The organism is Mesorhizobium sp. M0808 (assembly GCF_040320025.1).
GTDB lineage: Bacteria > Pseudomonadota > Alphaproteobacteria > Rhizobiales > Rhizobiaceae > Mesorhizobium.
Window position 1 is genome coordinate 99,906 of record NZ_JAMYOX010000014.1, and the last position, 20,820, is coordinate 120,725.

23 protein-coding genes are annotated in these 20,820 nt (G+C 63.1%); 13 read left to right on the plus strand and 10 right to left on the minus strand.

Annotated features, from left to right (window positions below):
* The 4 genes from NKI25_RS17900 (at position 1) to NKI25_RS17915 (ending at position 4,084) form a co-directional block, all read left to right on the plus strand.
* Entirely contained in the window at positions 1 to 1,368 is a 1,368-nt protein-coding gene (locus NKI25_RS17900; RefSeq protein ID WP_352590736.1) for an aminotransferase family protein, read from the plus strand.
* 10 nt (positions 1,369 to 1,378) lie between these two features.
* Complete coding sequence (kce, locus tag NKI25_RS17905) at positions 1,379 to 2,308, plus strand: 3,5-dioxohexanoate:acetyl-CoA acetone transferase (RefSeq protein ID WP_352998902.1); 930 nt, start codon at positions 1,379 to 1,381, stop codon at positions 2,306 to 2,308.
* Between the two features lie 238 nt (positions 2,309 to 2,546).
* Positions 2,547 to 3,056 carry a GNAT family N-acetyltransferase gene (locus tag NKI25_RS17910; RefSeq protein ID WP_352590734.1) on the plus strand — a complete coding sequence of 170 codons (510 nt, stop codon included), beginning with the start codon at positions 2,547 to 2,549 and terminating at the stop codon, positions 3,054 to 3,056.
* Positions 3,053 to 4,084 (plus strand): histone deacetylase family protein, encoded by a 1,032-nt coding sequence (locus NKI25_RS17915; RefSeq protein WP_352590732.1) that lies wholly within the window; start codon positions 3,053 to 3,055, stop codon positions 4,082 to 4,084. The genes NKI25_RS17910 and NKI25_RS17915 overlap by 4 nt, the downstream gene beginning before the upstream one ends.
* Before the next feature lie 18 nt (positions 4,085 to 4,102).
* On the opposite strand, the gene NKI25_RS17920 is transcribed toward NKI25_RS17915, so the two are convergent.
* Positions 4,103 to 5,368 carry a cysteine desulfurase-like protein gene (locus NKI25_RS17920; protein WP_352998905.1) on the minus strand — a complete coding sequence of 422 codons (1,266 nt, stop codon included), beginning with the start codon at positions 5,366 to 5,368 and terminating at the stop codon, positions 4,103 to 4,105.
* Positions 5,369 to 5,416: 48 nt separating this feature from the next.
* Positions 5,417 to 6,484, minus strand: a complete 1,068-nt coding sequence (locus NKI25_RS17925; protein WP_352590729.1) for an aldo/keto reductase — start codon at positions 6,482 to 6,484, stop codon at positions 5,417 to 5,419.
* A 385-nt stretch (positions 6,485 to 6,869) separates the two neighbouring features.
* Here NKI25_RS17925 and NKI25_RS17930 point away from each other — a divergent pair, with 385 nt between their 5' ends.
* Positions 6,870 to 7,034: a hypothetical protein gene (locus NKI25_RS17930; RefSeq protein WP_352590726.1), complete on the plus strand. Its 165-nt coding sequence runs from the start codon at positions 6,870 to 6,872 to the stop codon at positions 7,032 to 7,034.
* 52 nt (positions 7,035 to 7,086) lie between these two features.
* Here NKI25_RS17930 and NKI25_RS17935 read toward each other — a convergent pair whose 3' ends face one another.
* On the minus strand, positions 7,087 to 7,593 hold the full coding sequence (locus NKI25_RS17935; RefSeq protein ID WP_023674743.1) for a DUF1993 domain-containing protein: 507 nt from the start codon (positions 7,591 to 7,593) through the stop codon (positions 7,087 to 7,089).
* Between the two features lie 123 nt (positions 7,594 to 7,716).
* Between NKI25_RS17935 and NKI25_RS17940 the strand changes: the two genes are divergently transcribed.
* The gene (locus NKI25_RS17940) at positions 7,717 to 8,766 is read left to right on the plus strand and encodes a DUF1176 domain-containing protein (RefSeq protein ID WP_352570859.1); all 1,050 of its coding nucleotides are present in this window, start codon (positions 7,717 to 7,719) and stop codon (positions 8,764 to 8,766) included.
* Here NKI25_RS17940 and NKI25_RS17945 read toward each other — a convergent pair.
* The 5 genes from NKI25_RS17945 to NKI25_RS17965 all read right to left on the minus strand — a co-directional run bounded on the left by NKI25_RS17945 (position 8,763) and on the right by NKI25_RS17965 (position 13,090).
* A complete protein-coding gene (locus tag NKI25_RS17945) occupies positions 8,763 to 9,680 on the minus strand; it encodes an alpha/beta hydrolase (RefSeq protein WP_352590723.1) in 918 nt (305 codons plus the stop codon). The two genes, NKI25_RS17940 and NKI25_RS17945, sit on opposite strands and share 4 nt — an antisense overlap.
* Positions 9,681 to 9,712: 32 nt before the next feature.
* Positions 9,713 to 11,323 carry an NTP transferase domain-containing protein gene (locus NKI25_RS17950; RefSeq protein WP_352590720.1) on the minus strand — a complete coding sequence of 537 codons (1,611 nt, stop codon included), beginning with the start codon at positions 11,321 to 11,323 and terminating at the stop codon, positions 9,713 to 9,715.
* Positions 11,320 to 12,024 carry an XdhC family protein gene (locus tag NKI25_RS17955; protein ID WP_352590717.1) on the minus strand — a complete coding sequence of 235 codons (705 nt, stop codon included), beginning with the start codon at positions 12,022 to 12,024 and terminating at the stop codon, positions 11,320 to 11,322. Before NKI25_RS17955 ends, NKI25_RS17950 begins: the two co-directional genes overlap by 4 nt.
* Positions 12,025 to 12,030: 6 nt before the next feature.
* Positions 12,031 to 12,369, minus strand: coding sequence for an XdhC family protein (locus tag NKI25_RS17960; RefSeq protein ID WP_352570856.1), 339 nt, complete (start codon positions 12,367 to 12,369; stop codon positions 12,031 to 12,033).
* 226 nt (positions 12,370 to 12,595) lie between these two features.
* Positions 12,596 to 13,090 (minus strand): flavin reductase, encoded by a 495-nt coding sequence (locus NKI25_RS17965; RefSeq protein WP_023674737.1) that lies wholly within the window; start codon positions 13,088 to 13,090, stop codon positions 12,596 to 12,598.
* A gap of 179 nt (positions 13,091 to 13,269) precedes the next feature.
* Here NKI25_RS17965 and NKI25_RS17970 point away from each other — a divergent pair, with 179 nt between their 5' ends.
* Positions 13,270 to 14,343, plus strand: a complete 1,074-nt coding sequence (locus tag NKI25_RS17970) for a branched-chain amino acid ABC transporter substrate-binding protein (protein ID WP_352590714.1) — start codon at positions 13,270 to 13,272, stop codon at positions 14,341 to 14,343.
* A gap of 14 nt (positions 14,344 to 14,357) precedes the next feature.
* Entirely contained in the window at positions 14,358 to 15,377 is a 1,020-nt protein-coding gene (locus tag NKI25_RS17975; protein ID WP_352590756.1) for a P1 family peptidase, read from the plus strand.
* Between the two features lie 46 nt (positions 15,378 to 15,423).
* On the opposite strand, the gene NKI25_RS17980 is transcribed toward NKI25_RS17975, so the two are convergent.
* Positions 15,424 to 15,678 (minus strand): DUF2171 domain-containing protein, encoded by a 255-nt coding sequence (locus tag NKI25_RS17980; RefSeq protein ID WP_023674734.1) that lies wholly within the window; start codon positions 15,676 to 15,678, stop codon positions 15,424 to 15,426.
* 247 nt (positions 15,679 to 15,925) lie between these two features.
* On the opposite strand from NKI25_RS17980, the gene NKI25_RS17985 reads away from it, so the two are divergent.
* The 4 genes from NKI25_RS17985 to NKI25_RS18000 are packed head-to-tail and all read left to right on the plus strand — an operon-like array spanning position 15,926 to position 19,102.
* Positions 15,926 to 16,651, plus strand: a complete 726-nt coding sequence (locus NKI25_RS17985) for a DUF2259 domain-containing protein (RefSeq protein ID WP_352590711.1) — start codon at positions 15,926 to 15,928, stop codon at positions 16,649 to 16,651.
* Positions 16,652 to 16,662: 11 nt separating this feature from the next.
* The gene (locus NKI25_RS17990; RefSeq protein WP_352998908.1) at positions 16,663 to 17,163 is read left to right on the plus strand and encodes a hypothetical protein; all 501 of its coding nucleotides are present in this window, start codon (positions 16,663 to 16,665) and stop codon (positions 17,161 to 17,163) included.
* A 59-nt stretch (positions 17,164 to 17,222) separates the two neighbouring features.
* The gene (purB, locus tag NKI25_RS17995) at positions 17,223 to 18,530 is read left to right on the plus strand and encodes an adenylosuccinate lyase (RefSeq protein WP_352590705.1); all 1,308 of its coding nucleotides are present in this window, start codon (positions 17,223 to 17,225) and stop codon (positions 18,528 to 18,530) included.
* Positions 18,530 to 19,102, plus strand: a complete 573-nt coding sequence (locus tag NKI25_RS18000; RefSeq protein ID WP_352590702.1) for an alpha/beta hydrolase — start codon at positions 18,530 to 18,532, stop codon at positions 19,100 to 19,102. The genes purB and NKI25_RS18000 overlap by 1 nt, the downstream gene beginning before the upstream one ends.
* A 1-nt stretch (position 19,103) precedes the next feature.
* Here NKI25_RS18000 and NKI25_RS18005 read toward each other — a convergent pair whose 3' ends face one another.
* Entirely contained in the window at positions 19,104 to 19,916 is an 813-nt protein-coding gene (locus NKI25_RS18005) for a VOC family protein (RefSeq protein WP_352590699.1), read from the minus strand.
* Positions 19,917 to 20,187: 271 nt separating this feature from the next.
* On the opposite strand from NKI25_RS18005, the gene NKI25_RS18010 reads away from it, so the two are divergent.
* The gene (locus NKI25_RS18010; RefSeq protein WP_023674728.1) at positions 20,188 to 20,736 is read left to right on the plus strand and encodes an RBBP9/YdeN family alpha/beta hydrolase; all 549 of its coding nucleotides are present in this window, start codon (positions 20,188 to 20,190) and stop codon (positions 20,734 to 20,736) included.
* Positions 20,737 to 20,820: the final 84 nt, after the last annotated feature.

Below are 20,820 nucleotides of genomic sequence, written 5' to 3' on the forward strand. Positions count from 1 at the left end.
ATGTTGAAGTCTCCTGCCCCGGAAACTCGCGAAGCCTCGCATCTGTTTTATCTATCCAGCCTGCGCCGGCCGCTGATCGACCGCGCCGAAGGCATCTACATGTGGACGCAGGATGGCCGCCGCTTCATCGACGGATCGAGCGGTCCGATGGTTGCCAATATCGGCCACTCCAATCGCAACGTGCTCGACGCGATGAAAAGGCAGATGGACCGCGCCACCTTCGCCTACCGCCTGCATTTCGAGAACGAACCGGCCGAGGAGCTCGCGCGGCAGCTGGCCGCCAAACTCCCTGAAGGCATTGACCGCATCTTCTTTGTCTCCGGCGGCTCGGAAGCGACCGAATCCTGCGTCAAGCTGGCGCGGCAATGGGCGGTCGCCACCGGCCAGCCCAGCCGTTGGAAGGTGATCTCGCGCTTTCCCTCCTATCATGGCGGCACGCTCGGCGCGCTCGCCGTTACCGGCGACGATGCGCTGTCCGAAACATTTGTGCCGATGATGCAGATGATGCCGACCGTGCCGGCGCCCATCGCCTGGCGCGACCGCGACAATCTTTCGATGGAACAGCGCGGCATCCGCTACGCCGACATGCTGGAGGAAAAGATCCTCGCCGAGGGACCGCAGAGCGTGCTCGCCTTCATCATGGAGCCAGTCGGCGGCGCTGCCACGGCAGCACTGGTGGCGCCGGACAGCTACTATCCGCGCATCCGCGAGATCTGCGATCGCTACGGCATCTTGCTCATCCATGACGAAGTGATGAGCGGTGCCGGCCGCACCGGAAAATTCCTCGGCGGCGACCACTGGAACTGCAAGCCCGACATCGTCGCGCTGTCGAAGGGGCTGGGCTCTGGCTACGCGCCGCTCGGCGCGCTGGCGGCACCGATGCGGCTGGTGCAGCCTTTGCTCGCATCGGGCGGCTTTCAGCACGGCCATACCTACGCCGGCAACCCGCTCGCCTGCGCCGCCGGGCTCGCCGTACTCGGCGAAATGGACCGTCTCGGCCTGATCGCCAACGCGGCTGTCATGGGCGAGCTTTTGATGGACGAGCTGAAGGGATTGGCGAAGCGGTTTCCGTTCATCGCCGACATCCGCGGCAAGGGCCTGCTCACCGGTGCCGAAATGGTCGCGGACCCAGAAACGCTGAGGCCGATCGAGCCGGCAAAGAAGGCCACCCAGCATCTACTCGACCTCGCCTATGAGCGCGGCCTGATCATCTACGGACGCAAGGTCAAGGGCGGCGTCGATGGCGACAATTTCATGGTCGCGCCGCCGATGATCGTCACCGCCGCGCAGATCGGCGAGATCATATCCATCATCGGCGACTCGCTCGACGTGCTGGCCGGCGAGCTCGACCTGCCGGTCGAAGGCTGAAAGGCGAGCCATGGCGCCGCGAAAAGTCATTATCACTTGCGCCGTCACCGGGTCGGTACACACCCCGTCGATGTCGCCGCATCTGCCCGTGACGCCGGACCAGATCGCCGCAGATGCGATCGCCGCCGCCGAGGCCGGCGCTTCGATCCTGCATCTTCATGCCCGCGACCCCAAGGATGGGCGGCCGACCGCCGACCCCGAGGTGTTCATGCAGTTCCTGCCGCGCATCAAGCAGGCGACCGATGCGGTGATCAACATCACCACCGGCGGATCGTCGCTGATGACGCTCGACCAGCGGCTGGCCGCGCCGCTCAGGGCCGAGCCGGAAATGTGTTCGCTCAATATGGGTTCGATGAATTTTGCGCTGTTCCCGATGCTCGAGCGGCCGCGAGAATGGCAGCACGAATGGGAGCCGAAGCTGCTCGAGGCTACCCGTGACACGATCTTCAAGAACACCTTTGCCGATATGGAGACGGTCCTGGAAAAGCTTGGGCGCGGCTGTGGCACGCGTTTCGAATTCGAGTGCTACGATGTCGGCCATCTCTATTCGCTTGCGCATTTCCGCGACCGCGGGCTGGTGTCGGGACCATTGTTCATCCAGTTCGTATTCGGCATATTGGGTGGTATCGGCGCCGATCCAGAAAACCTGGTCCACATGAAGCGCATCGCCGACAAACTGTTCGGCGACAGCTACCGGTTTTCGGTGCTGGCCGCCGGACGCCACCAGATGCCGATGATCTCGATTGCGGCGGCGATGGGCGGCAACGTCCGCGTCGGGCTGGAGGACAGCCTCTACGACGGGCGCCAGCTCGCCAAGTCCAATGCCGACCAGGTCCGCCGGATCCGCGGCGTGCTGGAAGGGCTGTCGCTGGACGTCGCAACGCCGGCCGAGGCACGGCAGATGCTGGCGCTCAAGGGCTGCGACCGCGTGGCGTTCTGAGATGAAGGCAATCTGAAATGTTTGGCTCCCGGTCCACCCCCCTCTGTCCTGCCCTCTTTACCACTACTTGGCATCTCCCCCTCAAGGGGGGAGATTGGCAGCTTCGCCGTCCTGCCCCTTTTTCAGCGTTGGAGATTGGCGAACGCGGAGGTGATCCGATCTCCCCCCTTGAGGGGGAGATGCCAAGTAGTCGTAAAGAGGGCAGGCCAGAGGGGGGTGCCTTGGCATCGTACCTCCAGTGACTGTCGCTTTGCCCGAGATCAACATCCGGCCCGGGACCGTCGAGGACGTCGAAACCATCCACGCCGCACTCCTACGGCTCGGCGCGCATGTCGGCGCACATCAGGAGATCACCTCGACAGCTCAGGATCTCCGCACCTATGGCTTTGGCGAAAAGCCTGCCTTCTCGACCTTGATCGCCGAAGTCGGTGGCGAATTTGCCGGGCTTTGCCTGTATTTTCCGATCTTCTCGACATGGATGGGACGGCCCGGCGTCTATGTGCAGGACCTCTATGTCGAGGACCGTTTTCGTGGCCGCAGGATCGGCGAGCGCCTGCTGCGCCGGGTGGCGGCGCAGTGCCGGAAGGCAGGCGGCGTCTATCTCAGGCTGTCCGTCGACACCGACAACGAGACCGCCAAGGCTTTTTACGAACGATTGGGCATTGCCTGGTCCAGCTACGAGCAGGTGCAGAAGATCGTCGGCGACGCCTTTTTCGCCTTTGCCGATGCACCGGAGGAGCCAACATGAAAGCCTTCTATGCCGAAGAACAGAAGCGCCACGACCCGAAGGCGTTCCTCTCCAGCGGGGCGCCGCAGCCCAATCCGGAAAAGCCCGAACGGATCGAGCGGTTGCTAGCCGGCGCAAAAGCTGCCGGCTGCACGATTGAACGGCCGCGGGATCATGGGCTCGGCCCGATTGCGGCGATGCATACGCCCGAATATCTCGATTTCCTCCAGCATATCTTCGCGCGCTGGCAGCGCATCGAGGGTGCCTCAGCCGAGGTCATCCCCAACATCCATCCGATCGCGCGGAACGGCTTCTATCCGGCCTCGGCGGTCGGCCAGGCCGGCTACCACATGGCTGACACTGCCTGTCCTATCTCCGGCGAGACATGGCAGAGCGCGCTGTGGAGCGCCTGGAGCGCGGTTGAAACCGCCGAGGCGGTGATGTCGGGAGCGCCGGCCGCCTATGCGCTGTGCCGGCCGCCCGGCCATCACGCCTTTGCCGATGTCGCCGGCGGCTTCTGCTTCATCAACAATTCGGCGGTCGCTGCACAGGTTCTGCGCAAGCAGGCGGCGCGGGTGGCGATCCTCGATGTCGACCTGCACCACGGCAACGGCACGCAAGGCATCTTCTATGCCCGGCCGGACGTGCTCACCGTGTCGCTGCATGCCGACCCGGTGCGCTTCTATCCGTTCTTCTGGGGCCATGGCGACGAGCGCGGCGAAGGCGCCGGCCTCGGCTACAATCTCAACCTGCCGCTGCCGCGCAAATCCGGCGATGCAGCGTTCCTCGAAGCGCTGGAGGCATCGTTCCAGCGCATCAACGCCTTCTCGCCCGATGCGCTTGTGGTGGCGCTGGGGCTAGATGCCTTCGAAGGCGATCCGTTCGGCGGGCTGTCGGTGAGCACGCCTGGTTTTTCGCGCATTGGCGAGGTGATCGCCGGGCTCGGCCTGCCAACGGTCATCGTCCAGGAAGGCGGCTATCTCTGCGACGAGCTCGGCGACAATCTCACCGCCTTCCTCACCGGTTTTGGCGGCGCCCACAAGCGATGATCCGCCCGCGAGGGCCGCTCAGGATCGTTCCTGCCTCAGCATGGCGACAACGCGGTGCACGCTCTCCAGCGTCTCGTCGATTTCGGCTGAAGTGTTGTAATGAGCGATGCCGATGCGCACCACCCTCTGCTCGGCCGGAATGCCGAGCTGGTGGACGATCTCCCAGGCGTAGTTGTGGCCGGACCACAGGAAGATGTTTTCGGCATTCATCTGCCGCACGATCGTCTCCGGCACGATGCCTTCGACAGTGAACGACACCGTCGGCACACGCTCATTGATCCGCTTCGGATCGGTGATGCCGTGGATGGTCAGGCCGGCAATATCCGACAGACCGTCGATCAGCTGTTGCGCCAGCGGGTTCTCGTAAGCGATTGAAACTTCGAAGGCCTTGGCGATTTTCAGCCGACGCGATCCTTGCGCGCCGGCTGCCGCGCCCAACTCGGCAAAATAATCGACAGCCGCCGACAGGCCGGCCATCAGTTCGATTTGCGGCGTGCCGAGCTCGAAGCGCTCCGGCAGGGCATTGGACGAGCAGCGGCATTTATACGGCTTAAGCGCATCGATAACGTCCAGCCTGCCCCACAAAATTCCCATATGCGGGCCGAAGAACTTGTAAGCCGAGCAGATCAGGAAATCGCAGCCGAGGTTTTGGACGTCGATCAGGCCATGCGGCGCGAACTGGACGGCATCGACGTAGACCAACGCACCAGCCCGCCTGGCGATGCCGGTCAACGCCTTCACCCGGTTGATCGACCCGGTGAGATTGCTGGCGTAGTTGAGCGCGACGAGCCGCGTCCTCTCGGAAAGCAGCGCGGCGAGCGCCGCCTCCTCGATCTGCCAGCTCTGCTGGTCGAAAGGCAGCCAGCGCACGACAAGGCCAAGGTCTTCAGCCAGTTGCAGCCAGGGTGATACGTTGCCCTCATGGTCCATGCGGGTGAGGATGATCTCGTCCCCGGGCTTCATCGTGCGGCCGAGCGTTCGCGACATGTGGTAGGTCAATGTCGTCATGTTGGCACCCATGATGATTTCCTGCGGGCTCGCAGCGCCGAGAAAATCCGCCATCGCCAGATGGGCCTCGTCCACGATGTCTTGTGCGGCAACGGTGGTCTCGAAGAAGCCGCCGAGGTTGGCATTGGTGGTCAGCAAGCAACGCGATACTGCGTCCGCCACCGCCTGCGGGACCTGCGAGCCGGCAGGATTGTCGAGATAGATGCGCCGGCGGCTCTTGTCGGTCAGCGACAAAGCCGGAAATTTCGCGCGCACCGCGTCGATCCGGAAGTCCACGGCTGTTCCCCTCTCCTTATGACGATCGGACAACCACGTCCCGACGCATCAAGGGCACGGATTGCCGACGCGCTGGTGGATCGCATCAACGGCTTTCTGCATGTCCTCGGTCCAGACCACGTCGGCGGAAGAGAGCGCCATTTCGAGTTGCGAAATGGTGGTGGCGCCGATGATGTTCGAGGTGACCAAGGGCCGGTTCGAGATATAGGCATTGGCAAACAGCGCCGGCTCCATGCCGAAGGTGCGCGCCAACCGGTTGTATTCGAGCTGTACCTCGGCAGCATTCGGAGTCTCGTAGCGCTGGCCGCGGTTGAACAACTGCGAGCGCGAGCCCTGCGGCCGCGCGCCATGATCGTATTTGCCGGTCAAATAGCCTTGCGCCAGCGGCGAATAGGCAAGCAGCGACACCTGCTCGCGCTCGCAGACTTCGGCAAGGTTCACCTCGAAGGTGCGATTGACGAAATTGTAGGCGTTCTGCAGCGAGGCGACGCGCGGGCCGAGGCCCTTGTCGGCTTCGGCGATGAAACGCATGACTCCCCAGGAATTCTCGTTCGACAGGCCGAAATGGCGGATCTTGCCGGCCTTCACCAGTTCATCGAATACGGCAAGCGTCTCGGCGATCGGCGTCTCGCCTTCCGGCACGCCGGCGGCATCGGAGCGTCGCGGTACGGCGCCGATGCGGTTCGGATTGGCGCCCCACGGCACGTCGCGTTCCGGCCAATGGATCTGATAGAGGTCGATGTAATCGGTGTTGAGCCTGGCGAGTGACTTATCGATAGCGTCGAAGATATCGGCGCGCACCAGCTTAGACGGGCGGTCGCCGCGAAACCAACTGTTGGTGGTGCGACCAACTACCTTCGAGGCGATGATCACCTGGTCGCGATTGCGCTTCTCCTTCATCCAATTGCCGATGATTGTCTCGGTACGGCCTTGTGTCTCCGCCTTGGGCGGGATCGGATAGAGTTCGGCGGTGTCGATGAAATTGACGCCGCGAGCAAACGCCAGATCCATCTGGGCGTGACCGTCCGCCTCGGTGTTCTGCTGGCCCCAGGTCATCGATCCGAGGCAGATTTGCGACACGAAAAGATCGGTCTGGCCGAGACGGCGTTTGTGCATGGAGTTTCTCCGGTGGGAATTTTTGCGCGGCTGCGCGAGGAGGAAACAACAGCATACAGGAAAGCGCCGCCCGCTTCCAAGCCCACCGCCGGCAGGCCAGGCGACTTTCCCAGGACGCCGGCGAACGGGGTTTATCCCCGCGGCCAATAAAAAGCCGGACCGCATTTTCATGCAGTCCGGAATTTCGCCAGGAATGGCGAGGAAAAACCGGCCAAGTGCCGGCACTGACTCCTACGGTCGAAGCGCCACAGAAGTTTCGCCGGAACAGCCGAATTATGTCAAAAAAGATCGGGGCAGCATGGCTGCCATGCGGATGCTGCACTGCACAATTGTCATGATCTGCCTATATTGGAGGCCGTGGAGGTTCAATAAAGGGGCTTGAATCATGGGATTCTTAACTGAAATGTTCGCCCGTCCGCGTCCGCGGGAACAGCTGCGTTATCGCGCGGCGCTGGCGCTGCTCCATTCGATGAGCAATGCCGATCGCGCCGATATCGGCGTCAAGCCGGCCGATTTCCCGCGCATCGCCCGGGAAATGTCCCTACGCTAAACAGCGCGCCGCGAGATATCCCGGCGCGGCCGGGATATCTCCCGAGCGAATCTCAACGCAATCCGAGGAAAATCGACTTGCCCAATGGCACGCCGTTGTGACGCAGGATGTCATAGGCGGTGGTCAGGTGGAAATAGAAATTGGGCATGGCGGCATGCAGCAGATACTGCATTCCCGGCATCGAAACCTCGCGTCCCGCAAGCCGCAGTTCGATCATCCTGTCATCTGAACCATCGAATTCGGCCGCCGAAAATGTCGCGAGATGAGCCAATGTCTTGGCAAGGCGGGCCTGCAGATCAGCGAAGCTCGCCTCATTGTCCTCATATTTTGGCACCTCGCGCCCGGCAAGCCGCGACGGCGCACCTTTGGCGTGATCGGTGGCAATCTGTACCTGCCTGGTCAGCGCAAACATGTCCGGCGCCAGCCTCGCCGTCAGATACACCTGCGGATCGATCTTGCGATCAGCCGCATTTTGCTCGGCAATGTTCAGCACGTTGGCTAGTGCCTTCAGCCTCGCCGAAAATACCGGCACGGATGCTTCATACATTGATATGGTCACAAGAAATCTCCACGCGGCCCGACTGCCCACGGCGAGAGGTAGCGCTTTCGCAGGCGATTGTTCAAGCGTCACCACGCCGCCGCAATCGATATGATAGGATTTTTCATCGAGTGGAGGTTCCCGATGAGACGCGCCTTGTTCGCAGCGACCGCTTTTTTCTCCCTTGCCGCTACCAGCCAACCGGTGCTCGCCGCCGACGCGCCTTACATAGACGACAGGTCGAATGCCGAAGCGGTCATCCGGTCGCTTTATAGTGCCATCAGCCGGCACGAATTCGCGCGCGCCTGGGACTATTTCGGCGACACCAAGCCGGCCAAGGATTTCAATTCCTTCGTCAAAGGCTATGACGGCACGGACACGGTCGAAGTCAAAACCGGTGGCGTATCCGAAGACGGGGCTGCCGGCAGCATCTACTACAGCGTTCCGGTCGCCATCCGGGCGACGGCCAAGGACGGCAGCGAGAATGTCTTTGCCGGCTGCTATACGCTGCGCCAGATCAACGCCTCGATCCAGGAACCGCCATTTCGCGCAATCTTCATCGACAAGGGTGCGCTGAAACCCTCAAAGGCCGATTTCGAAGATGCCGTGCCGGCAAGCTGCGGCGAAGGACCGCCGCCGCCGAAGAAGGACGCAGCGCTTGAGCAGGCCAACAAGGCGTTTGCCGCGACTTATGGCGACCAGTGCGACAAGGACATGCCCGGCGGCGATCCGCGAGGAGAGCCGGACGCCTACTCGCTCCGCTACAAGGATGCGGGGGCGGCCGAAAACGAGCCCGAACGCGAGACACGGCTGTTTCGCTTTTTCTGCTCGATGGCCGCCTACAATGAGAGCGCAGTCTATTACATCTACGACGACGTATCGGGCGTCCGGCAATTACAATTCGCGTCACCGGAACTCGATATTCGCTATGAGAACAACAATAGCGAAGGCAAGGTCGAGGGCATCAACATCATCGGCTTCCAGACTGACGACCAGTTGGTCAACTCCGAATATGACGAGGCCACCAAAACGATTTCATCCTTGAACAAGTGGCGCGGCGTCGGCGACGCCTCGTCGGCCGGCACCTACCTGTTTCGCCACGGCAATTTCTCGCTGGTGCAGTATGAGGTCGATGCCTCTTATGACGGCGAGATCAACCCGCAGACCGTGCTCGACTACAACACCGCGCCCTAAGGGACCTTCGATAACATCCAGTTGAGTGTGCCCCGCCAGTCGGTCATGCGGATCGGCGTGCCATGTGTGCCGGTCTCGAAGCGGACAAAGCGGGTCGGGTAGGCTTTCGATTTGCCCAGAATCGATCGGAAGAAGGCTTCCTGTTTCTCGATTGGAAACACCGGGTCCTTGCTGCCCTGGCCGAAGAAGACCGGCACACGGCGCTTGAATGCGGAGCTTGAGAAGAAACTCTCGTCCCACAGCGAGCCGAGCAGCAGCAGCCCGTCGATGCGCCCGCCGGAGTCCTTGCGGCCTGCCAGCTTCCAGCACAACGCGCCGCCCATAGAGCCGCAGGCGACGAAGATTTTTGCGCGCGGCGACTGTTCGGCATAGTGGCCGATCAATGCGGCGATCTGGGCGGCACCGGTGTCGCCGAAATCGGAAAAATCCGGCGACAGATAGAGGCCGCCATTACCGGCCATCAGGTTCTTGATACGGTTGAAATTGCCGCCGAAAGTGAAGTCGTCAGCACCCTGCTTACGGCTGCCGCCCTGCCCGTGCAGATAAAGCACGATGATGCTGGCGCCCCCGGTCTTGCCGACGGCAATGTGGCGGACATCGCCTGCATCGGTCGGCAGCAATAGATCCTGCTGCACCTTACGCACGCCGGTGTCGGTGTATTGCGCGTGCACACGACGCTCAGGCACTTCGTCACGAGCGTTGATGTCGCGCAGCTCACGATAATCGACGACCGTATAGGCGCCGTTGCTCTCGGACGAGAGTGTGACCGGATAGGCGAACAGATCGTCCTTGAAGGGTTTGAGTTCGAGAGCGTTGGCGTAAGTGGCACAAAAGAGCGACCAAAGAATCGCGATCAGAAGGGCCGGGAGGCCGGAGGGGGGCAAGCGGAACCGGAGGCAGGAACGAAAGGCCATTCCGCAGCCATGCGTTTTTCGGCTTCGGTTTGTCAATCCTGCAGCACGCCGCCGGCGCTTTCCAGCGCCTCGCGCGTGTCGACATCGACGGCTGCCCCTTCGCCGATCTCGACATCGATGACGTCGAGCCCTTCGGCCTCGACCAGATGGCGGGCACCGGTATCGCCTTCGAGGTGAGCGATCGCGGCGAACAGCGAGCGCGGCAGCAGCACCGGGTTGCCGCGCCGGCCATCATGAGCGGCGCGCACCACCGATCGCCCTTCGGACTTGCGGAACGCCTCGATCAGCCTGTCGAGGTCGGCCGAGGCGACGCCGGGCATATCGCCGAGGACAATCATGGCGCCGGCGGCGTCGCCGGAAATCTTGGCGATGCCGGCCTTCAGCGACGAAGACAGACCCTCGGCGAAATCCGGATTGTCGGCGAAGGTCACATCGAGCCCAGACAGTGCACTGCGCACGCGCTCGCGCTGGTGGCCGGTGACGACGATGGTGGCCGCGGCTTTCGAACCGACCGCGCGTTCGGCAGTGCGACGGACCAGCGGCTTGCCGTCGAAGAGCGCCAAGAGCTTGTTCGGCCCGCCCATGCGGCTGGAGCGGCCGGCGGCCAGAAGCACGATCTCGACCTTTGGTTCGGCTTTGGCCGGCAATGGCTCGCGCGGCTGCGGCCGCGTCGGAATTTCCATCAACAGCCCGCCGACGCCCATGCCGGCGATATCCCTGGCGGTCACGTCGAGACCGGCGATCAGCCGGTCGAGCACCCAGTCGAAGCCGTTCTCCTTGGGACTGCGGGCGCAGCCCGGCGCACCGATAATGCGCTTGCCGCCGAGTGTGCCGAGCACCAGCAGATTGCCGGGATCGACCGGCATACCGGCGCGGATGACAGTGCCGCCTGCCTTTTCGATGGCAGCGGGAACGACGTCGCCGAAATCGGCCATCGCCGAGGCGCCGAAGATAACCACCATATCGTTGTCGCGGATCAGCGAGGCCGCAGCCTCGGCGACGGGGATAATTTCATGCGGGGTTCGACGCTCCGCCGTCAGCCCGCCGCCCGAACGCGCCAAGCGTGCTTCGGTGACGCGCAGCGTCTTGTCGAGCACGCTGGGTTTGATGCCGGGCAGCACCGTCTGGATGACGCCGACGCGCACCGGCTGATAGGCGTTGACCGCAAATATCTCGCCGCCGGCGCAGATCCTTGCCACGGCATCGACCAAAGCGGAGGCGACCGCAAATGGGATGATCTTCACCGTTGCTACCATCTGACCTTTTTCGACCGGCGCATGCTGCGCCAGCGTGGCGATGGTGATCGTCGGATCGACGGCGTTGATGGCGTCGATCATCGCCGCGTCGACGGTGAACATGCCGGCAGCCTGCGCGTGGAGGTTGACCCTACCTGTCGCGGCGGGCCTCGCCTCGATGTTGCGATGGATCATGGATGCGGCGATCTTTTCGGCAGCGACGTCCTCGCTGAGATCATCGGGCGCCAACACCGCCGCTACGACCTCGGAAATGCCAGCGGCCTTCAACAGGGACACATCCCCGGCGCTTAGCCTGTGCGCCTTGCGGAAGCGGCGCTCTCCGGCTGTGGTGGCGTGCGCCAGCACTGCCCCTTCGGCCGCATCGATCGCAACGGGACCAAATTTCACGCGACCGCGCCTTTGGATTCGAGACCACGGGAGCGAAAGGCGTGGATCGCTTGCGCCAACACCGCGACGGCGATCTCGGCCGGGCTGGCAGCCCCAATGTCGAGGCCGATCGGGGCATGAATGCGGGCGATCTGGTCGGCGGTCGCTCCCGAAGCCAGCAGGCGTTCCACACGTTTGGCGTGGGTCTTGCGGCTGCCGAGCGCGCCGACATAAAAGCAGCCGGCGTCGAGCGCCGCCTTCAGCGCGAAATCGTCGATCTTCGGATCGTGGGTGAGAGCAGCCAGCGCCGTATAGCTATCGAGCGGCTGACGCGTCAGCACATCCTCTGGCCATTCGGCATGCAGCGCGATATCGGGAAAACGATCGGGCGTGGCAAAGGCCGTTCGCGGATCGATGATCTCGACAGGATAGCCGGCGATCCTGGCCATCGGTGCCAGCGCCTGGCTGATGTGGACGGCGCCGATCACCACCAGGCGCGGCTGCGGCAGATGTGCGTTGAGGAAGAAGGTCCGTCCCTCAGCTTCGGCCGAACCGGAATTGCCCGTGCGAAATGCCTTGGCGATGGCCGCCCCGAGTTCGCCGGCTACCCGGTCGCCCTCGCGCACGACACGGTCGCGGCCGTCGCCGAGATCGGTGACCAGGATTGCCGCGCGGCGGGCGCGGCGTTCGGCGTTGAGTGTCTTCAGCGCATAGGGATCCATTCGAGATCAACCCAATCTTTCTACATAGACCTTGATGCGGCCGCCGCATGACAGGCCGACTTGCCAGGCGGTCTCGTCTGCGACGCCGAATTCGAGCATTTTGGCCGTGCCGCTATCGATAACATCGACCGCCTCGGTCACCACCGCGCCTTCGACGCAGCCGCCCGAGACGGAGCCGTGGAAATTGCCTTCCGCGTCGATCACTAGGTGGCTGCCGACCGGGCGCGGCGCCGAGCCCCAGGTCTCGACCACGGTGGCAATGGCGACATCCTTGCCGTCCTTCATCCAGCCCTCCGCGATGATCAGCGGATCGCGGGCCTCATCGAGATAGATACTGTGTTCCATGATTTTCTCCCTGGCAGACATGTGGTTATGCGACGCGCTTCGCGCCAGCCTGGATCCACCGCCGCGGGTCGACCGAACGCATAAAAACAGCACGGTCGCCAGCGACCGGTCCGCCACATAATCCGCACGGGTCAACAGATCGAGCGTCTCGTCGATCATCCGCGGCGCCGGACGCGGTTTTCAACTCGGTCATTCTGTCTTCGCGGGCGCGGCCATCTGAAAGCCTCTACAAAGCGTGGTAGCCGCGGTTGTGATAGATCAGCGGCCGCAAATTATCGCCGATGCGCAAACCTGTAACCTTGCCAAAAAGCACACGGTGGGTGGCCAGATCCTTGGAGTCGATCAGTTCGCAGTCGAAGACGGCGAGCGCGCCCTTCAGCGTCGGCGCACCGGTCGAGATCACATCCCATTCGGCCAACGCGAAACGCTCCTCGACCGGCAGGCCGGTAATGCCGGAAAAGGCGATCGACAGCGGCTCCTGATCCGAAGCCAGCGTGTTCAGGGCAAATTTGCCGTTTTCCACGAACGGCTCGTTCTTGGGATTTTCACGATTGAGGCAAACCAGGATGGTTGGCGGCGTGTCCGACACCGAGCAGGCCGCGATCACCGTCGCGCCGCGCCTGCCGGCAGGGCCATCGGTGGTGACTACATGCACATGGCCAGCAAAATGGGCCATCGCGTCGCGGTAGGCCTGCGGCCCGATGTCATTCTTCTTCAGCACCGATGATTTTCCACTAGTCAGAACCAACCGTTATATATGGGGGGATATTGCAGGCCACAAGCGAAGTGCTTGACCTATATCCCGAATTCGCGTGTTGCGCCAAAGCTGGCCAGCCTTTAGGTCTTGACGGCATTGGCGCCGGCAACCACGCGACCGGCGTGGAGGAATTCTTCGCTCGCATGCGACCTTGGACAACCACGATAGCGGTGCTGGCCTGGCTCTCGGTCGCCTGCAGTGCAAATGCCGAGACGCTGCTGGTCGGCGTCGCGGCACCTTTGTCGGGGCCGTCGGCGATCCTCGGCAAACAGATCGAGGCCGGCGCGACAATGGCGGCTGAAGCGAACGATGCCGAAATCAAGTCGATCGATGACGCCTGCACGGCCGACGGTGGCGCCGCCGCCGCGCGGGAGTTCACCGCGGCCAAGGTCAACGTCGTCATCGGGTTTTTGTGCACCGACGCAATCGAGGCGGCTCTGCCGATCCTCAAGGATGCCGGCATACCGGTGATCACCGTCGGCGTGCGCACGGAAAGCCTGACCGACCGGCGCGCCAAGACCGGATGGCCGATCTATCGTCTCGGGCCGCGCGGCGACGACGAGCGCAATGCCGTCGCTGCCATCCTCACCCGCCTATGGCAAACCGAGCTGTTCGCCATAGTCGACGACGGCACGATCTATGGCCGCGAAATGGCCGAGACGTTTCGGGCAGCCGCCGAGCAAGCGGCTCTGAAGCCGGTGTTCGTCGACACGTTCCGGCCGCAGCTCGACAACCAGATCGGCCTGATCGGCCGGCTGAAGAAAGCCGGCGCAACGCATGTCTTTGCCGGCGGCGACGGCGATGATGTCGCCATTATGGGCCGGGATGCCGGCCAGCTAAATACCGGCATGGTGTTTGCCGGCGGCGAAGCGTTGCGCGCGCCGCTCGGCGACGTGCCTTATGCCGTCGGCACGCTGATGATCGCGCCGCCCGAATGGGCCGACGTCGCCGACCCCAAGGTACTGCAAAGCTTTGCAGCACAAAACATCGTGCCGGAAGGTTACACGCTTCCCGCCTATGCCGCGGTCGAGATCGCCAAGGCGGCTTCAGCATTGCCGCAAAGCTCCGGCGAGAGGCTGGCCAACGTGCTGACCGCGCATGACTTCACCACGGCGATCGGACCGATCCGCTTTGACGAAAAAGGTGACCTGACGCAAAATCCTTATCGAGCCTACCGTTTCGACGGCGGCCGTTTCGCGCCGGCGGAGAGCCAATGATGTCCAGCACAGGGATGTTCCATACGGGTCCGCGCAATCTCATCACGGACGTCGCCGGCCTGCGTGTCGGCAATGCGGCGAATGCCAAGCTGAAATCCGGTGTGACCACCGTCATCTGCGACGAACCGGCCGTGGCCGGCGTGCAAATCCTGGGCGGTGCGCCGGGCACCCGCGAAACCGACCTGCTCGAGCCGCACAATTCGATCCACGCCATCCATGCCGTGGTGCTTTCGGGCGGGTCGGCTTTTGGCCTCGACGCCGCGTCGGGGGTGCAGGCGGCATTGCGTGAAAGGGGCATCGGCGTCGAGGTCGGCGGCTTTCGCGTGCCGATCGTGCCGGCGGCGATCCTGTTCGATCTGCGCAATGGCGGCGACAAGGATTGGGGCCGGTATCCGCCTTACCGCGACCTCGGCTACGAAGCCGCGCAAGCCGCCGCGATCGACTTTGCGCTCGGCACCGCCGGCGCGGGTGCCGGCGCGCTGAGCTCCGGCCTGAAGGGCGGGCTCGGCTCGGCCTCGACGGTGCTGGACAGCGGCGTCACCATCGGCGCGCTTGCCGCCGTCAACCCGACCGGCTCGGTGACGGTCGCCGGGACCCGCCATTTCTGGGCGGCACCGTTCGAGATCGGCGACGAGTTCGGCGGGTTAGGCTATCCCCACCCGATGCCTGACGATGCCAGAAAGGTCCTGCTGAAGTTCCGTGACAAGCATGCGGCAGAGCAGGCGGAAACCGGCGCCAACACGACCATCGCCGTGATCGCCACCGATGCGGTACTCACGAAGGCCGCCGCCAAACGCCTGGCGATATCGGCGCATGACGGCTTTGTCCGCGCCATTTGGCCGACGCATACGCCCGCCGACGGCGATCTGGTCTTCGCGCTGGCAACGGGCAAGAGCGGCATCGAGCTTGAGCCCGACGATGCAATCGATCTCTACGCCGCGGCCGGCGCCACGATGGCGCGCGCCATCAGCCGCGGCGTCTTTGCCGCGACGCCGGCCGAGGGCGATCTGTTCCCGGTCTGGTCGTCGCGCTGAACGCGCAACGCTCATTCGGGTGAGCCGTAATCAGACTGGATTATGATCAGGTGGGTTCGGATTTTTCTTCCTCGAACGTGACCGCAACATCCGAGTTTGCCGACAGCCGCACCTTCTGGCCCTCGACCTCGGCGACAAGGCTGAGAGGAATGAAGTGGTGATGGCCCCTGTGCGCGCCCTCGCCGCTGTCGCGCTTGGTCAGCTTTATGCGATCTCCGTCAACCTTGTCGACGGTACCGACATGGACGCCGTCGGCACCGATCACTTCCATACGTTCGCGAATCTTGGCTGCATCTGTCATGGGGGTCTCCCTTAGAGCGCCGCGCGTCCCTTTGGACGCGCAAACGACGCTCTAAACATTTTGAATCAATGCATCGTGCCTTCCTAAAATCGATTCTGATTTTCGGAAGGCACAATGCGGTGAAGCTGCCGACAATAACAAACGGCGGCCGGATTGGATGCATCGACTTTGTGTTTCAGTCAGCACGATCTTTTGACGGCATCGTGATAGGAATTTAACGGCGTCGACCGCCGGAATGGAAAGCCCCATGCGAAATCTTGCCCTGTTTGCAGTCTGCCTGCTTGCCCCGCTTGCAACTTTGGCCGCCGCCCACGCAGGCGATGTCGCCGAGCTTGAGATCCTCGGCTTCAGCAGTGATGGCGGGGTCTTTGCCTTCGAGGAATACGGCGTCCAGGACGGATCGGGATTTCCCTATGCGACCCGCTATTATATCGACACGGCCGACGACAGTTTCCTGAAGGGCTCGCCGATACGTGTCCGGCTCGACGACGAGAATGCCACGGTGGCCGCAGCGCGGCTGCAGGCCCGGCAAAGGGGCGAAGCGATCGTCGGTCAGGCGGAACTCACGGCAAATCGCGGCATCACCGCCGGCTTCAACCCGGTGACCGAGCTTTCTGCCGATCCCTTCCGCATGGTGGTCAATCCGCGCCCGATCTTCTCGCCGGTCGACGATCCGCTCGAGTTCCGGCTCGACCAGATCGGCATGAACGACACCGAACGCTGCCAGAGCCAGGGCGAGATCAATGGCTTTCGCCTGCTGCGCATCGAGGCGAAGGATGGCGGCCAGACGAGGATCATTCACGAGGACAAATCGATCCCGCAAAGCAGAGGCTGTCCGAATGGCTACCAGATCGGCGCGGTTCAGACATTTTCGCTGGATAGCGTCAGCACCTATGCCGTGCTGATCGCGGTGCGCCAATACGGCTTCGAAGGGCCGGACTATCGCTGGATCGCGGTAACCGGTCGCCTGTGACGTTCCCCGCCATGCGCTATCGCGCCCTGCATCGTCTCCGCCGCTCCTTGCCGCCGCTGCGCACCGCATTTGCCGGTGCCTTGTTGCGGGCCATGGCGATGGGCGCCAGCGCGCTGCTCAATCTGCTGTTGTACGATTGGGAGACCCCGGTAAAGATCCGCTTCGTCTCGCTGCTTTATGCTGCCGGCGGCGCGCTGGCCTTCCCGGTTGGGCTGTTTATGGCGCGGCTCGTCTCGCTCGGACGCCACTGGGAAATCGCCGTCGCCGCCGCCTTCGTCTGCCTTCTCGCCGCGACAATTACCTTCACCGGCGGCCTCTTTGGGCTGCAATACCGCTCCTACTACGTCCAATGGCATGCACCCGCGCTCACCATCACCTGGGTTTTCCAGTTCGTGTTCACGATGTTGACGGCGCTCTATCAGTTCGTCGTCCTTGGCATCCGGCTGTATTTTCCGCTCGGTTTCATTGCGCTCGCTGTCGCCAGTGTCTGGTTTGCGCGCCAGCAACGTTGAGCATTTTGCCTGCCTCTGATAGGACGCGGGCAAATGCTCTCGCAAGTCAGGACCGACTGATGATCCCTCGCTACTCCCGGCCGGAAATGGTGGCCATCTGGTCGCCCGAAACCCGGTTCCGCATCTGGTTCGAGATCGAGGCCTACGCCTGCGACGCATTGGCCGAGCTCGGCGTCATCCCGAAGGAGGCCGCCAAGACCATCTGGGAGAAAGGCGGAGCGGCGAAGTTCGACGTCGACGCCATCGACGAGATCGAGCGGGTCACCAAGCATGACGTCATCGCCTTTCTCACCCATCTTGCCGAATTCGTCGGGCCGGATGCCCGCTTCATCCACCAGGGCATGACATCCTCCGACGTTCTCGACACCTGTTTTGCCGTGCAGCTCACCCGCGCCAGCGACATCCTGCTGGCCGACATTGACGGGCTGCTGGCGGCGCTCAAGCGCCGCGCCTTCGAGCACAAGGACACCATCACCATCGGCCGCAGCCACGGCATCCATGCCGAGCCGACCACCTTCGGCGTCAAGCTGGCGCAGGCCTATGCCGAATTCTCGCGTTGCCGCGATCGGCTGGTGCATGCACGCGAGGACATCGCCACCTGCGCCATCTCTGGTGCGGTCGGCACCTTCGCCAATATCGACCCTTATGTCGAAGAATACGTGGCCAAGAAACTCGGACTGAAGCCGGAGCCGGTGTCGACGCAGGTGATCCCGCGCGACCGCCACGCGATGTTCTTCGCCACGCTCGGCGTGATCGCCTCGTCGATCGAGCGGCTGGCGATCGAGGTGCGCCATCTGCAGCGCACCGAGGTACTTGAAGCAGAAGAGTACTTTTCACCCGGACAGAAGGGCTCGTCGGCGATGCCGCACAAGCGCAACCCGGTGCTGACCGAGAACCTCACCGGCCTTGCCCGCATGGTGCGCTCCTTCGCATTGCCGGCAATGGAGAATGTGGCGCTGTGGCACGAGCGCGACATCTCGCATTCCTCGGTCGAGCGCATGATCGGGCCCGACGCGACGGTGACGCTCGATTTCGCGCTCTCACGCCTGACCAGCGTCGTCGACAAACTGCTGGTCTACCCCGACAACATGCTGAAGAACATGAACAAATTCCGTGGCCTTGTGCATTCGCAGCGCGTGCTGCTGGCGCTGACGCAAGCCGGTGTTTCGCGCGAGGACGCCTACCGGCTGGTGCAGCGCAACGCCATGAAGGTATGGGAGCAAGGCGCTGATTTTCTTGAGGAACTTTTGGCCGACAAGGACGTTGTCGCAGCCTTGCCCGAGGCCGAGATCCGCGAGAAATTCGACTTGGGCTATCATACCAAGCACGTCGATACGATCTTTAGCCGAGTGTTTGGAGAAGCCTGATGATTTCGTCGGCCGGAGATTTCGATTTCCTCGCCCTGCCCGGGCGCGGCAATTCCGGGCCGGATCATTGGATGTCGCATTGGTGCCGGGTGTTCCCCAATTCGAGCCGCGTGCTGCAGGCCGAGTGGGACCGGCCAAAGCCTGAAGACTGGATCGGCCAGGTGGATGCCGCGGTGGCCGCCGCTCCGCGCCGCGTCGTGCTGCTTGCGCATTCGCTGGCGGTGGCGACGGCGGTGAAGTGGGCTGCTGGGGCCAGTCAAGGCCAACTCGACAAGGTCGCGGCGGCATTCCTGGTTGCCGCGACCAATGTCGACGATGCCGATCCCTCATTCGACGCGGTGCGCCCGTTCGCGCCGATGCCGCTGAAGCGCCTGCCCTTCCCGACATTGGTGGTGGCGAGCCGCAGCGACCCACGCGTCACCTTCGACAAGGCGACCGCTTTTGCCGCAGCCTGGGGCGCGGATATCGCCGATGCCGGCGATCTCGGCCATATGGGAAACGAGGCCCGCCTGGGCGTATGGCCAGCGGGCCTGCTCATGCTTGGCCGCTTGCTCGAAAAAGCGAACCTCTAACCTACGCCTTACCGGGAACCGTCCTTATTACCGTGCCCCACGGATCCTCGCGGGTGGTCTCGCTTGCGGCATTGTCCGAGCGCATCTCGACCCAGGCCAAGCCGGAGCGGGCGGGATCGCGGCGACCGGCGCCCGCGCTCTGCCACGCATTTGCGCCAATGTGGTGATGATAGCCGCCGGACGACAGGAACACCGCCGCGCCACCGTACTTTGCCACTGTGTCGAAACCGAACTCCTGATGCCACCATGCTTCGGCTTCTTCCGGCCTGCCGACCCGCAAATGGACGTGGCCGATAATGCTGTTTTCCGGCGCGCCCTGCCAGCCGGTGTCGCCGGCCGGCACCTCGGCAACGACCGACGGAATGTTCAGCCGCTCCGTCGCCATCGCTATCTTGTCACCGTTCCATTTCCAGTCCTGCGGACGGCGGTCGGCATAGATCTCGATGCCGTTGCCTTCCGGATCGGTTAGGTAAAGAGCCTCGCTGACCAGATGATCGGATGCGCCCTCGATGCCGATCTTGCCGGCGATGGCGTGATTGATCCAGCGGCCGAGATCGGCCCGGCTGGGTAGCAGGAAGGCGGTGTGGAAAAGACCGGCGCTGCGCGGGTCATCGGGTTTCGCGGCCGGATCCGCTTCGATGTCGAGCAAAGGGCGATTGACTGCGCCGAGCGTAATCGTGCCGCCGGCGCGGCTCAGTTCCTGCAAACCGACGACTTTGCGATAGTAGGCAGCGAGATTGTCTGCATCGCGCGCCCGCAAGCCGACGCGGGCAACGCTGACCGGGGTCGTCGCGGCAAAAGGCAGTTCGCTCATCAAAGTGCTCCGTTCAGGCGGCGCTCGACAAGCTTCCAACAGAGCAATCCGGCGCCATCAATCATTCTACGCCATGTCCGTGCCAAAATCTCGGAACAGCCATTCTTTCCTGGCGACAGATCGTTGATCGCGATCGTTCACACAAGAGCGCAAGAAGCGAACAGGGTGTTCACAATAGCGAGCAGAACCGGGCTCGTGAGCGGCCGTTTGCGTGTCGCTGTTGAGTTCATACCCGGTTGCACCCGACAGCGCCTCTCGCTACATGCGCGCCATGAAAGTCAGGGAAGCAGATATTCTCATCGTGCCGGGCTACACCAATTCCGGCCCCGATCATTGGCAGAGCCGCTGGCAGTCGAAACTATCGACAGCGCGCCGCGTCGAACAGGCGGAATGGTCGAAGCCGGTGCGCGAGGATTGGACGGCCGGTGTCGCCAAGGCGGTTAACGAGGCCGAGCGGCCGGTCGTCATCGTCGCCCATTCGCTTGGCGTCGCGGCGGTCATTCAAGCATTGCCTCGGTTCGAGAGGCCGGTCGCCGGCGCTTTCTTCGTGGCGCCGCCCGATGTCGCCAATCCAGAGATAAAGCCGAGGCACCTGATGACCTTCGGCCCCTATCCGCGCGACCCGCTGCCGTTTCCGTCGGTGGTGATCGCCAGCCGCAACGACCCGTTCTGCGCCTTCGGCGTCGCCGAGGACATTGCCGGGGCGTGGGGCTCGCTGTTCATCGACGCCGGGGATGCCGGTCATCTCAACGCGGATTCCGGCTTCGGCCCCTGGCCTGAAGGCTCGATGACGTTCGCAAAATTCCTGACGGATCTCTAGAGCGGTTCACCGCTTCACGGAAACGGCGAACCGCTCTATCTCTTTGTTTTGACGCAATTCCGGACGGAAAACCGTTTCACACTT